The organism is Streptomyces sp. NPDC033165 (genome assembly GCF_055577965.1).
Map to the genome: position 1 here is coordinate 16,667 of NZ_JBVIPK010000022.1, position 13,268 is coordinate 29,934.

The following is a 13,268-nucleotide window of genomic DNA, read 5'->3' on the forward strand; positions in this document are numbered from 1 at the left end:
CGGTGTATGCGGGCGGAGGGCGAAAGTTGGGGGCAACTCCCCCATGCGCCGCCACCCCGCCCCCCGCCACGATGGACGCGGGCGGCCCGGCCGGGCGCGCCCCGGGACCGGGGAGGTGCGGTGCGGTGGCGGAGAAGGATCTGATCGACAGAGGCTTGGACGGTGGCCTCGGCGCACACGGCGCCCCCGCGCCGCGCAACGGCCGCCCGGTCGCCCCGTCCGCCACCACCGCCCTGCTCCGGGACCGGGACGGGCAGCCCTGGTGGCTTCCCGGCGTCGTCGGCGACAGGCCCGCGAGCGAGCCCGCCTGGGCCGCCTTCGCCCGGGCCGCCGTCGCCGCCGCGCCCGTGGACGTGGAGGTCCCGGACCGGGCCTACCCGGGGCTCAGCGGTTTCGGGCCGGTGGTCGCACCGTTCGTGGAGGCGGCGACCGTAAGGCTGCGGGGCGCGCTGACCGTGGACAGCGGCGCGCCCGCTCCGGCGGGCGACTCCGGCGCCGTACTCACCGACTTCCGGCGCCACCTGGCACTACGGCTCTGCCGGATCGCCGCGCGCACCCTCGTCACCGAGCTGCACGAAGCCCGTCGGCTCGGCCGGCTGAGCGGAGCGGGGCCAGGGGAGCGCTTCCGGGACTTCGTACGGGTGACCGCCAGCCGTGACGGCCTCGCCCTGCTCGTCACCGGCTATCCCGTGCTGGCACGTCTCCTGGCGACAGCCGGTCTGAACGCGGGCGACGCCTTCGCCGAGATGGCCGCGCGGCTGGCCGCCGACCGGCATCTGCTGTCCTCGTCAGGGGTGTTGGGCGACCGGGCCGGGCTCCCGGGCGGAGTGTTCGGCAGGGGCGAGGGCCCCGGGACTCTTACGGGCGTCGAGGCCGGTGCGGGCGACAGCCATCGCGGAGGGCGGTCGGTGATGCTGCTGCGGTTCGCCGACGGCGCCCGGCTGGTCTACAAGCCACGTCCGATGGCCGCGCACCTGCACTTCAACTCCCTGACCGAGTGGTTCGGTTCGCTGCCGGACGCACCGCGGCTTCGAGTGCCGCGCGTGCTGGACCGGGGGGCGTACGGCTGGGCCGAGTTCGTCGAGGCGCGGCCCTGCGCCTCGGTGGCGGAGACCCGGCAGTTCTACCGCCGGCAGGGGGCTCTGCTGGCACTGCTGCACGCGCTGGACGGCACGGATCTGCACCACGAGAACGTGATCGCCTGCGGCCCGCACCCCGTCCTGGTCGATGTGGAGACCCTTTTCCACCTACCCCTGGGGCCCGCCCGCTCCTCCGATCCGGCCGCCCGCGCCCTGCACGACTCGGTCCACCGGGTGGGTCTGCTGCCCCAGTTGCTCGTCGGGGACACGACCGCGCTCGACATGTCCGCCATCGGCGGGGGCCGGGCGGCGGCGTCCCCGATCGAGACCGCAGACTGGGCGGAGGCCGGAACGGACCGCATGCGCCTGGTGCGGCGGGCCGGGCGGTTCACCGAGTCCGCCAACCGGCCCCGGCTCGGCGGGGTGGCTGCCACCCCCTCCGCGTACACCGAGGAGCTGTGCGACGGGTTCCGCGCCGGGTACACCGCGATCTGCGAGCACCGGGGCGAACTGCTGGGCGAGGACGGCCTGTTGCGGACCTTCGACCGGGACGAGGTCCGTTTCGTACCCCGGCCGACCTGGACGTACACGACGCTGCTTGACGAGTCGACCCACCCCGACCTGATGCGGGACGCCGCTGAGCGGCACCGGGTGCTTTCGCTCCTGCGTACACCGCTCCTGGGCGCGCCCGCGCTGCCCGGTCTGGAGGACGAGGAGATCGCGGAGCTGTGGCGCGGGGATGTACCGGTGTTCACCACCCGGCCGGGCTCCACCGAGCTGTGGGGCGGTTCCGGCCGTACGGTGCCGGGGGCGGGCTCGGAGGCGGGGGCGGAGCCGGGTGCGGGGGCGGGTCCCGTGCCGGGGGTGGGTTCCGTGGGCGGCGAGGGGGGCTCACGGGACACCTCTGGAACCACCGGTCTCGCCCGGGTGGCGGCGAAGATCCGCGCGATGGACAGCGTGGACCGGCAGGACCAGGAGCGGATCGTCCGGGCCGCCATGGTCAGCACCTCACCCGAACCGGCGCACCGGGCGGCCGTGGGCGACCGGGCGCGCAGTGCGGCGCGGGCCCCGGAGCCCGAGCAACTGCTGTCCGCCGCCGTGTCGGTGGGCGACCAGCTCGTCTCGCTCGCCTACCGGCACGCCGGCCGCACCAACTGGGTCGGGCTGGAGCTGCTCGGGGAGCGCTACTGGCGGCTGTCGCCGATGGCGGCGGACCTCGCGGGCGGTTACACCGGCCCCGCACTGTTCCTGGCCCAGCTTGCCGCGGTCACCGGGGCACCCCGGTACGCCGAGGCGGCCCGGGAGGCGCTCGCCCCGGTGCCGGGGCTGCTGGACGTGCTGCACGACCGGGCGGACGAGCTGGGGGCCCTGGGCTCGGGAGCCTTCGCGGGTCTCGGCGGGATCGCCTACGCGCTGACCGAGGTGGGCTCGCTGCTGGGCGACCCGGAGGTACTGGCCTTGGCCGGTCCGGCGACCCGGCTGAGCTGTGCGGCGAGCGCGGCCGAGGACGGGTTCGGGGTGCGCGGCGGGGCGGCGGGCGGCCTGGTGTCCCTGCTGGCGGTGCACCGGGTCACCGGGCGGGCCGAGGCGTGGCGGGGAGCCGAGCGGATCGCCGAACGGATCGCGGCCGTCCCGCTGCCCGACGGCGGGGGCTTCGCCGACGGGGCGGCGGGGATCGGCTGGGCCCTGCTGCGCTTCGCCGCCGCCGGGGGCGACGCCCGTCACCGGGCCGCCGGGCTGCACGCCCTGCGCCGGGCCGCCGCCGCGACGACGGGCGGGCCCGCGTGGTGCGACGGGGCGGCCGGGGTGGCGCTCGCGGTCGCGGACAGCCCGGACGCGCTCGCCGACCCGGAGCTGTCCAGCTGGTCCGCGAGGGTCACGGGCGAACTGGCCGACACCGGTCCGCTCGCCAACGACAGCCTGTGCCACGGTGAGTTGGGTCTCCTCGAACTGCTCGGCCACCGCTCGCTGCCTGCCGTGCGGGCCTCGTGGGTGCGGCGGGCCGGGACACTGCTGGCGGCGGCGGACCAGGACGGGCCGCAGTGCGGCACCCCCGGCCGCGTACCCCACCCGGCGCTGCTCACCGGGCTGTCCGGGATCGGTCACGGGCTGCTGCGGGCGGGGTTCCCCGACCGGATCGGCTCCGCCCTGCTCCTGCGGCCCTCCCGGGCTCCTTGATCCGCCGTTCCACCGTTCCGCCACCCGACGACCCGCCGTTTCCACCACCTGACGACCCGCCGTTTCCACCACCCGACGATCCGCCCGTTCCACCACCTGACGATTCGTCCACCACCAGAGGATGAGGCAGATATGACTCAGTACGACGAAGCGGCCACGCAGGCGTCCGACGAGACCGGGCACGGGGGCGCGGCCGAGCACCCGGCCGGACGCATCTCCCTCGGGTCCACCGGAGGGCTCGGCGCCCGGAGCAGACTCCTGAGCGTCTCGGAGGGCGAGACCGGCTACAGCCACGACCTGCCGTGGACCACCATGACGTCCCCGTTCTGACCGAATCCCGCCAACTCAGCGCGAAATCAGCCAGATTGATCCGATGCCCTAGAAGTTGAGGCTCCAGTAACCTGCGGCCATGCGAGCGACTTCGCCGGTCATCGTGGGTCGGCACGACGAGATCGGACTGCTGAGCGGCGCCCTGGACTCCGTACAACGGCGTTCGGGGCGCGCGCTGTTCCTCCTCGGGGAAGCGGGCATCGGCAAGTCCCGGCTGGTGGGCGAGTGCGCCTACCGGGCCTACGAGCTCGGGATGCCAGTGCTGCGCGGCCGGGCCACCTCGACCGGTCTCGTCGTCCCGTTCCGCCCGCTGGCGGAGGCGCTGGCCTCCCGGTTCCGGGCGGCCGGGACCCCGGACGACCCGGAGCTGACGCCCTACCACCCGGCTCTGGCCCGGCTGGTGCCGGAGTGGCGCAAGGGCAGTGCGCCGGGCTATCCGGAGACGGTCGTGGAGCTGGCCGAGGCGCTGCTGCGACTGCTGTCCGTGCTGGGCCGGGAGGCGGGCTGCGCGATCCTGCTGGAGGACCTGCACGACTGCGACACCGAGACCGTCGCGGTCGTCGAGTACGTCATCGACAACCTGGCCGAACTGCCGATCCTGCTGCTGGGCACCCTGCGCCCGGAGCCGGGGGCGGCGCTGGACCTCGTACGCTCCGCGGAGCGCCGGCACGTCGCCGCGGTGCGGGAGTTGGGGCCGCTCGGCGAGGCGCAGGCGCGGGCGCTGACCGGGGCGTGTCTGGAGGCGCGGCCGGAGGAGATACCCGACGCGGTGCACCGGCGGCTGGCCGAACGCGCCTCGGGCAACCCGTACTTGCTGGAAGTGCTGCTGGCCGACCTGCTCGACACCGGGCGGCTGTGCCGGACGGACGACGGGTGGGCGGCGACGGAGCAGCCGGAGGGATCGGTGCCCTCGGACATCGTCCGCAGCTGGGCGCGGAGACTGGAGCGGCTGGACGAGCCGGTGCGGGAGCTCCTCCTGGCGTCGGCCACGCTGGGCAGCCAGTTCTCGGTGACCGTGCTCCAGACCGTCACCCGTTTCGAGGACCGGGCCCTGTTCTCGCATCTGCGGTCCGCGGTGGAGGCGGGGTTCATCGCCCCGGACGGCGCGGCCCCCGACCGCTACGCCTTCCGGCACTCGCTGACCGCCGAGGCCCTGATCTCCTCGCTCGCCCCGGCCGAGCGCGCCTCCCTGGCCCGCCGGGCCGCCGCGGCCATCGAGGGCTCCGGGCAGCCGCTGGACGAGGACGGGCGGCAGCTCGTCGCCTCGCTCCAGCTGGCCGCGGGCGACCGGGCCGCGGCGGCCCGTCAGTTCGCGGAGGCGGGAAGACGGATGCTCGCTTCGGGGGCATACGGCTCCGCCGTGGTGCTGCTGGAGCGGGCGCGTTCCCTGGCCGCCGAGGGTGACCGCTCGACCGTCGCCGAGTCGTTGGCCCTGGCCCGGGCGAAGGGCGGTGATCTGGACGGCGCGCTGACGCTGGCGGACGCGCTGCCGCCGGTCCCGGCCCGTTCCGAGGCCGCCGCCCGGCGCGGCGAGACGCACGTCGAGCTGGCCTGGGTGGCGGTCATGGCGGAGCGGACCGCCGACGCGACCCGTCAGGCGGATGCCGCCCGCGCCCTGCTGGGCCCCGACCCGCTTGCCGGCCGGCGGGCCGCGCTCGCCGTGGTCGACGGGCATCTGGCCCTGCTGCCGGGCAACGGGCGGGCCCCGCGGGGTCCGGCGGAAACCGAGCGGGCCGTACGGGAGGCGGCGGAGACCGCCGAGGCCGAGGGGCTGCCCGTGGTCGCCTGCCAGGCCTGGCAGCTACTGGCGCTGCTGCGGCGGGAGGAGGGGTTCGACGCGGCGGACGGGGCGCTGGAGCGGATGCTGTCGCTGTCCACCGAACACGCGCTGCCCATCTGGCGGGTGGAGGCGCTGGTGCGGCTGGGGGCGAACGCCTTCATGCGGACCGGGGACGCCTCCCGGCTGCTCTCCGCGCGGGCGGCGGCCGCCGAGCTGGGCGCGCTGATGCTGACCCGTACGGTCGACGGGCTGCTCGCGATGAACGCGGTGCTGTGCGCCCGGTGGGAGGAGGCGCAGGAGATCATCGACCGCTCGGCCCGGGCCAGCGCCCGGGTCGGTGATCTGTCGGCCCACCGCTATCTGCTGCTGGCCGGGGCCACGCTGGCGGCGCACCGGGGGCGGCGGCGGGAGATGGACCGGGCGCTGGCCGCGTTCCGGCGGGCCGGTGGGGAGCAGTCCCTGCTGGTGCCGCTGCGGTCGGGCCTGTGCCGGGCGTTCGGCGCGCTGCTGGAGGAGGACCGGGAGCGGGCGGCCGCCGAGCTGGACGAGGCGCTGGCCTGGGAGGAGGACCACCCGAGCTACTACTACCTGAGCGGGCGGTACGGGCTGCGCCCACTGCTGCGGGTCCTGGCGGGCGAGGCGGACCGGGCGGAGCTGGAGGCGGCTCGGTCGGCCCCCGGGGGGACTCTCGCGTGGAACCGGCAGTTCCTGGAACTGGGCGGTGCGGTCCTGCTGGGCCGGGCGGGGGACGCGGCCGGGGCGGCCTCGCTGATGGCGTCCTTCGAGGTGTCCGCCGCGCCCTTCCCGGTCGCCCGCCATCTGGGGCTGCGGCTGGCCGCGGACGCGGCCCGCGCGGACGGCTGGGGCGAGCCGGTGGCGTGGTTGCGGACCGCCGAGGAGTTCTTCTACGGGGCCGGGGTGCAGCCGGTCGCCTCCGCGTGCCGGGCGGCGCTGCGGCAGGCCGGGGCGAGCGTGACCCAGCACCGGGGCGGCTGGGACCGGATTCCGTCCCCGTTGCGGAGCAGCGGGGTGACGCCGCGCGAGTACGAGGTGTTCGTGCTGCTGCCCGAGCGGCCCGGGAACCAGCAGATCGCTCGGCGGCTGTCCATCTCGCCGCGCACGGTGGAGAAGCACATGGCCAGTCTGCTGAGCAAGACGGGACGCGCGGACCGGGCCGCGCTGTGCGAGTTCGCCGCCGAGTGCGCGGCGGACTCCGCCTGAACCGGGGGGGGCCGGGGCCCGGGGGGGGCCGGGGAGGGGCGGGGCCGGAGGCCAGGGCCGGACGCCAGACGCCGGGGGGCGGGCGCCGGGGGGCGGGCGCCGGGGGGCGGGCGCCGGGCCCGCAACATGGGGGCCCGGGGCGGTTTCGGTCGGGTGCGCTGGCGGAAAATGCGGGTGGGGCCCCGATGCGGGGGCGGTCCGGGCGGCGGCAGGATCGGGGTGTGCGTACGGCAGTCTGCCGCCCGTCCCCGTTCCGGAGGCCCGCTGATGACCCGTCCTCCCGTCCCCGCCGGTCCGCCCCCCGCCGGTGGCGTGCACGTCTCTCTGCTCGGCCCGCTCACCGCCCGTACCGGCGACGGCCGTGAGCTGCCGCTCGGGCCGCGCAAACAGCGCCTCGTCCTCGCCACGCTGCTGGCCCGCCCCAACACCCCCGTACCGGTGGACGTGCTGACCGACGCGGTGTGGCCGGACGATCCGCCGCGGACCGCCCGCAAGAACCTCCAGGTCTACGTCAGTGCGGCCCGCACCCTGCTGGGCCCGGCCGGGGAGGACGGGCGCGAGCGGGTGGTACACGGCTGCGGCGGCTATCTGCTGCGGATCGACGAGGGCGAGTTGGACGCCCTGCGCTTCGGGGCGCTGGCGCGCGCCGGGCGGGCGGCGGCCGAACGGGGGGACCGGCCGGGGGCGGCCCGGCTGCTGCGGGCGGCGCTGGATCTGTGGGCGGGGCCGCCGCTGAACGATCTGCGGGACTCCGCCGTGGTGGCCGAGGAGGCCGACCGGCTGGAGGCCCGCTGTCTGACGGTCTACGAGGACTGGGCGGAGACGGAGACGGAACTCGGCCGGGCGGCCCTGGCGGTGGACGGGCTGCGGGACCTGGTGGAGCGGCATCCGCTGCGGGAGCGGCTGCGGGCCGCCTGGATGAACTCCCTGCACCAGTGCGGCCGTCAGGCCGAGGCGCTGGCCGTCTACGACGACTACCGGCAGCTGATGGCCCGGGAGCTGGGGCTGGAGCCCAGCCCGGCGATGGCGGCGCTCTACCGGGCGGTGCTCGGCCGGGGACGCGAGGCCCGGCGGCCCCCGGCCCCGGCCCCGGAGGCGGTCCGCGCGGTGGCGCTGCCCGCGGACACCGGGGCCTTCACCGGCCGCCGCGACGAACTGCGCGGGCTGCTGGGGGCGCTGGACGGCGGCGAGGAGCGCGTGGTGGTCCTCTCGGGCCCGGCCGGGTCGGGGAAGTCGGCGCTCGCGGTGCGGGCGGCGCATCTGCTCGCCGACCGCTTCCCCGACGGCCGGGTGCAGGTCCGGATACGGCGGGAGGACGGTACGGGGCGCGGGGTGGCCGAGGTGCTGGCGGAGCTGGGGAGGCTGTGCGGGGTGCCGGGGGCCGTCTCGGCGTCGGCGGCGGGTCCCTTCGACGACGTACGGGCCGCGGGCCCCGCCGCCCCGGCGGTGCTCGGGGAGGCCTGGCAGGAGTGGCTGGCGCGCCACCGGGCCCTGATCCTCCTGGACGACGTGCCGGACGAGGCGTCCGTACGCGGGCTGCTGCCCCGGTCGGGGAACTGCCGCGTCCTGGTCACCGCCCGGCGCCCGTTGGCCGGTCTGGCCCCGGTGCACCGGATCGCGCTGGCCGACCTGGCGGACGGTGAGGCGCTGGAGCTGCTGGGGAAGCTGATCGGGGCGGGGCGGCTGCGGGCGGACCCGGCGGCGGCGCTGCGGATCGTCCGGGCCTGCGGGGGGCTGCCGCTGGCGGTCGGGGTGAGCGGGATGCGGCTGGCGGTGCTGCGGCATCTGCCGCTGGCGGAGTACGCGGCCCGGCTGGAGGACCCGTCGGCCGCACTGGACGAGCTGGTCGCCGGGGACCTCTCCGTACGGCGGTGGATCGCGTCCGGCTGGCGGGACCTGGCCGACGGCGACCGGCGGGTGCTGGGGCGGCTGGCCGGGCCGGGCGAGGACCGCGGTTTCACCCTGGACCGGGCCGCGGCGGCGCTGGGCTGCGGGGAGCGGGCGGCGCTGCGGGCCGTGGAGTCGCTGATCGACGCCGGGGCGGTGTCCTCGCCCGCCGGGGAGGTCACCGCCCATGCCGCGCTGTACGAAGTGCCGCGCCTGCTGGGCCTGTTCGCCCGCGAGCGGGAAACGGGCGGCCGCCCCGGCGCACCGGCGGCCGCCGCCCTCATCCCAGGGTGAGCAGACTCAGCAGGTCGTGCGGCCGGTGGCCGCCGCCCCCGGGGGCGGCGGCCGTATCGCTGCCCTCCCCGGCTTCCGCCCCGGCCAGGAAACGCAGGGCGAGGAGCAGCCCGGCCGCCCCCGTGGCCAGGTCGGCGGAGCAGCGCCGCAGCCTCGCCCCGGGCACCAGCAGCCGGTCCCCGTCGGCGACCAGGTGCCAGGACAGGTTGCGTACGGAGGCGAGGACCTCGGGCCCGGCCGGGCCCTCCTCCAGCTGGCGGGCGGTGGAGACGAGTCCGGCGCGGCCGGTGAACAGGCCCGGTTCGCGCACGAATTCGTTGCCGCAGCCCTTGCGCACCCCGGGCAGCAGCCCGGCCAGCGCGGGAGCTTCCTCCCGGGCCAGGTAGGCGCGGGCGACGAGGGCGAAGCCGCCGCTGCCCTGGTCGAGGTAGAGCAGATGGCGGCGGCCGTCCTTGACCTGGACCGTGCCGTCGGGCATCTCCACGCAGTGCCCGGAGTCCCGGTACAGGGCGGTGCGGGCGGCGCGCAGGAGCCAGTCCTCGCCGGTGAGCGCGTGCAGTTCGAGGTGGAGCAGGGCGACGCCGCTGAGCCCGCGCAGCAGTCCGGCGGAGGGCGGGGCGGCCGGGCCGTCCGGCACCGCCTCGCCCCGGACCAGGCAGTCGAGGTCCCAGGCCGTGCGCAGGGCGGTCTCCACCAGCTCCGGGTCCGGGGCCCCGGGGCAGGTCGTCGCCAGGCGGAGGGCGGCGAGCGCGACGCCCGCCCGGCCGGTCAGCAGGTCGGCCGAGGGAGACGGGTGGGCGGCGGCGACGGCCCGCGCGAACAGCTCGCGCCCCTCGTCCGGGCGGCCGAGCCGGGCCAGCGCCACGGCGGTGCCCGGGAGCCCGTCGTAGAGGCCGCCCGGGGACGCGGGGTCACGGCGGCGGGCGGCGTCGGCCAGCCAGTTCGTCCACTCGGCCGGGACGGGTGCCCCGGTCCGGTGGAGGGCGTACAGGACGCCTGCGGCCCCGTGCGCCAGGTCGGTGCCGCCGGTGGCGAAGGACTTGGGGTCGCCGGGGAAGAGCCGGTCGCGGCGTTCGGGCGTCGCGCCGGCGTGGATGCCCGCGAGCAGCCGGGTGCGCAGTTCGGCCCAGTCGGGCGCGGGTCCTTCGAGGAGGGCCGCTATCTCGCTCTCGCGGTCGGCGGCGCTCTCCGCCGCGCGCAGGAGGGCCGGGCGGGGCGGACCGGCGTCGGGTGCGAGGCCGTAGCGTCCCCGGGCCCAGGATTCCAGGGCCAGGGCCTTGGCCCGGTCGTGGGCGGCCATCTCGGTCAGCGGCATCAGCATGGTGAGCCAGGTCGCCCACAGGGCGTAGGCGTCGGCCTCCGCGCCGGGGGTGCCGGGCGGGGCCTGGAGGCCGGGCGCTCCGGCCAGCGGGGTGCGGTCGTCGTCGAGCGCGGTGGCGTACTCGAAGTCGACGAGGGCGAGACGTCCGTCGGGCCGCAGGATGATGTTGGAGGGGTGCAGGTCGCCGAAGCGCAGCCCCCGGCCGTGCACTTCCGCCAGGGCGGCGGCCAGTTGGCCGGTGACCCGGTCCACCCACGCGGTGTACGGGGCGAGTTCGGCCGGGGTGCGGGCGCCGCGCACCAGGGCGAAGCGGGCGACGATCTCGTCGAGCAGGGTGGGCCCCTCCACGTACTCCGTCATCAGGAACCGGTGCTCCCACACGGTCCGCACCCCGTACACCCGCGGTACGCAGTCGAGCCCGGCGAGCGCGGTCAGGGCCCGGTGCTCGCGCTCCAGCCGGGTCACGGCGTCGTCGCCCACCGCGTCGAGTCCGCAGTGCGGGCGGGCCTCGCGCAGCACGACCCGGCGGCCGGTCTCCCGGTGCCGGGCGAGGTAGATGCCGCCCGCGTTGGAGAACTGGAGGGCCTCGGTGACGGTGTACGGGAAGGAGTCGTCGCGGGCGGCCGCGCGGGCGGCGAGGTGCGGCCGCAGCTGCTCGGGCACCCGGACCCACGAGGGCACCCGGAAGACCACCCCGCGCTCGTCGGGCACGAGTTCACCGGAGGGGTGGCGCAGGGCGGGCACGCGCTCGCCCCGGGCGTCGCGGCACCAGCGGTCGACGAAGGCTCCGTACCGTACGTAGACGGGGGCGTCGCCGATGCGCAGGTCGCTCAGGATGTACGGGCCCCGGCGGCCGGACAGGGCGCGGGTCAGCTCGTCGAGCACCCGGGTCAGGGCGGTCCCGTCGGGCGGGTAGAGGGTGAGGAACTTCCCCGCGCTGCCCCGGGACATGTACTTCCCCGACATCAGCAGGAGCGCCTGCTCGCTGCGGAGGAACTTGAACGGCACCCGGTGCCGGAGGCAGATCCGGGCGGTGTCCCGCAAGGTCCGCGCCGCCTCCTCGGGGACGGTGGACACATGGATCTTCCAGCCCTGTTCGGCCGGTTCGCCGTCCTCCGGCAGCAGCGAGGTCCACAGGCCGCCCGCCACGCGCCGCCAGCCGGGGGGCGGCGCGGCGGCGTCGAGCGGGTAGCGGGTCTCCTGGTCGGGGAGGCGGGCGGGGGTGTCGTAGTACCTGCGGTCGGCGAGGCAGTAGAGCTGGGTCTCCTGGATGCCGGGCACGGCGTTCCTCCTCAGGGTGTGCCGGGACGGCCGGCGGTGTCGTGGGCGGGTCGGGCCGGAGCCTCGTCCGGTGCGTCCCCCGGGCCGGAACGGGCGGGTGACCCGTCGGCGGACGCCCCGGCCCGTACGGAGGGGGCGAACGTCACCACCGCCGCCGAGAGGGCCAGCACACACCCGGTCGCGACGAAGGCGGTGCGGCTGCCCAGGGCGGTCAGCAGCGCGCCGCCCGCGAGCGGGCCGAACGGCTGGACGACGGAGGACAGGAAGGAGGCGGCGCTCTGCACCCGGCCGACCCGGTCCTCGGGGGTGACGATGAGCAGCGTCGACAGGAAGCCGATGCTGGCGACCGTCGACAGGCACATGCACAGCGCGCACAGCAGGCCGGCCACCAGCGGGCTGCTGAGCCAGGCCAGCGCCCCGGCCGTCAGCACACAGCTCCAGCAGGTGATGACGAGGAGGGGCCGCACATGGCGGTCCGGGGCGATCCGGGGCGCGAGCAGCGCACCGGCGAGGGCTCCGGCCGAGACGCAGGTGATGACGAACCCGCCGCCGAGCCCGGAGTTGCCGCCCTCGGAGAAGACGGCGAGCGCGGTGAAGGTGAGGGCCCCGAACGCGAAGTTCATGCCGAGGCCGAAGACCAGCAACACCGTGCGCAGGTAGGGCAGTCGCCACAGGAAGCCGAGCCCGGCGGTGAGTTCGGCGCGGCTGAAGACCGAACCGGCCTTCGTCCTGGCCGCCGAGCGGGTCCGCACGAGGGCCACGCAGACGGTCGACAGGAACAGGCCGAGGAACTGGGCCGTGAAGGGCAGTGCCTGGTGGACCCCGAAGAGCGCGCCGCCGACGAGCGGGCCCACCAGCCGGGTGGTGGCCGTACGCGCCTGGAGCCGTGCCGTCGCCGTGCCCAGCTGGTCCGCCGGCACGACCGCGCGCATCAGACCGAAGGCGGCGGGGGCGTAGACGCTGTTCAGCACGGCTCCGGCGATCGCGACCAGCAGGACGAGCGCCATGGGGGCGCGCCCGTACCAGACCGCGACGGTCAGGGCGGCGACCGCGATCAGGCTTCCCACGTCGCACAGCCGCATCAGGCGGCGGCGCTCGATCCGGTCGGCCATGACCCCGCCCGGCAGCATCGTGATCAGCACCGCGCAGATGGACACGGTCCCCACGGTGCCCGCCTGCACCGCGGAGCCGGTCTCCTTGAGGATCAGCAGCGGCAGCGCGAGGGCACTCATCTGGCTGCCCAGAACGGCGAAGAGGCCGCTCATCCAGAGCAGCCGGAAGTCCCGGTTGGAGCGGAGCGGCGTGGCCATCGGGGGCTCCCGGAGATCGTCGGTGCGGGGAGGGCTGGGCGGGGCGTGCGTTACGTGGCGGAGCGCGACGGCGGGACGGCTCCGGTGCTCGCGGAGCCGTCCCGTACCGCCCGTCCGCGGGCCGGGCACCGGGGAGACGAGGTGTCCGCCTCGTCCCGCCGCGGTGCCCGGCCCGGTGCGATCAGCGCTGCGATTCGACGACGCTCAGCACGCTGATGCAGTTGCCGTCGGTCGTCTCGCCGCCCTGGACGGACGTCTCCTGGAGGTCCAGCACGGAGTGGGCCTCGACCTCGGGGGTCTCCTCGGTGCCGTCGGCCGCGGGCTTGGTGTTCTCGGACATGGCGATCTCCATCCACTCGTCACTGCGGAACGGGAACTGCGGAACGGGGGAACTGCGGGGCACGCGCCCCCCGGTCACCGGTGTGTGAGGTCAGTTCTCGACGACGCTCAGCACGCTGATGCAGTTGCCGGGGACCGAGATGTCGCGGTCGCCCTGGACGGACGTCTCCTGGAGGTCCAGCACGGAGTGGGCCTCGACCTCGGGGGTCTCCTCGGTGCCGTCGGCCGCGGGCTTGGTGTTCTCGGAC

At 76.4% G+C, this 13,268-nt stretch carries 7 protein-coding genes; 4 read left to right on the plus strand and 3 right to left on the minus strand.

Translation table 11 applies throughout. The annotated features are described in order from the left end of the window. Window positions 1–71 precede the first annotated feature (71 nt). The 4 genes from ACZ5WC_RS31730 to ACZ5WC_RS31745 all read left to right on the plus strand — a co-directional run bounded on the left by ACZ5WC_RS31730 (window position 72) and on the right by ACZ5WC_RS31745 (window position 8,769). On the plus strand, window positions 72–3,257 hold the full coding sequence (locus ACZ5WC_RS31730) for a type 2 lanthipeptide synthetase LanM family protein (RefSeq protein ID WP_468544078.1): 3,186 nt from the start codon (window positions 72–74) through the stop codon (window positions 3,255–3,257). 132 nt (window positions 3,258–3,389) lie between these two features. Then, entirely contained in the window at window positions 3,390–3,587 is a 198-nt protein-coding gene (locus ACZ5WC_RS31735) for a hypothetical protein (protein WP_468544056.1), read from the plus strand. 79 nt (window positions 3,588–3,666) lie between these two features. Next, complete coding sequence (locus ACZ5WC_RS31740) at window positions 3,667–6,588, plus strand: helix-turn-helix transcriptional regulator (protein ID WP_468544057.1); 2,922 nt, start codon at window positions 3,667–3,669, stop codon at window positions 6,586–6,588. A 267-nt stretch (window positions 6,589–6,855) separates the two neighbouring features. After that, the gene (locus ACZ5WC_RS31745; protein ID WP_468544058.1) at window positions 6,856–8,769 is read left to right on the plus strand and encodes an AfsR/SARP family transcriptional regulator; all 1,914 of its coding nucleotides are present in this window, start codon (window positions 6,856–6,858) and stop codon (window positions 8,767–8,769) included. Here the strand turns inward: ACZ5WC_RS31745 and lanKC are convergent. The 3 genes from lanKC to ACZ5WC_RS31760 form a co-directional block, all read right to left on the minus strand. After that, window positions 8,756–11,371, minus strand: coding sequence for a class III lanthionine synthetase LanKC (gene lanKC, locus ACZ5WC_RS31750; protein WP_468544059.1), 2,616 nt, complete (start codon window positions 11,369–11,371; stop codon window positions 8,756–8,758). The genes ACZ5WC_RS31745 and lanKC overlap by 14 nt on opposite strands. 11 nt (window positions 11,372–11,382) lie before the next feature. After that, window positions 11,383–12,681, minus strand: coding sequence for an MFS transporter (locus tag ACZ5WC_RS31755; RefSeq protein ID WP_468544060.1), 1,299 nt, complete (start codon window positions 12,679–12,681; stop codon window positions 11,383–11,385). Between the two features lie 181 nt (window positions 12,682–12,862). After that, window positions 12,863–13,021 (minus strand): hypothetical protein, encoded by a 159-nt coding sequence (locus tag ACZ5WC_RS31760; RefSeq protein WP_468544061.1) that lies wholly within the window; start codon window positions 13,019–13,021, stop codon window positions 12,863–12,865. Window positions 13,022–13,268: the final 247 nt, after the last annotated feature.

Coding starts and splice junctions, on each gene's coding strand:
- ACZ5WC_RS31730 (WP_468544078.1), top strand. CDS start 72: ATGGACGCGGGCGGCCCGGCCGGGCGCGCCCCGGGACCGGGGAGGTGC.
- ACZ5WC_RS31735 (WP_468544056.1), top strand. CDS start 3,390: ATGACTCAGTACGACGAAGCGGCCACGCAGGCGTCCGACGAGACCGGG.
- ACZ5WC_RS31740 (WP_468544057.1), top strand. CDS start 3,667: ATGCGAGCGACTTCGCCGGTCATCGTGGGTCGGCACGACGAGATCGGA.
- ACZ5WC_RS31745 (WP_468544058.1), top strand. CDS start 6,856: ATGACCCGTCCTCCCGTCCCCGCCGGTCCGCCCCCCGCCGGTGGCGTG.
- ACZ5WC_RS31755 (WP_468544060.1), bottom strand. CDS start 12,681: ATGGCCACGCCGCTCCGCTCCAACCGGGACTTCCGGCTGCTCTGGATG.
- ACZ5WC_RS31760 (WP_468544061.1), bottom strand. CDS start 13,021: ATGTCCGAGAACACCAAGCCCGCGGCCGACGGCACCGAGGAGACCCCC.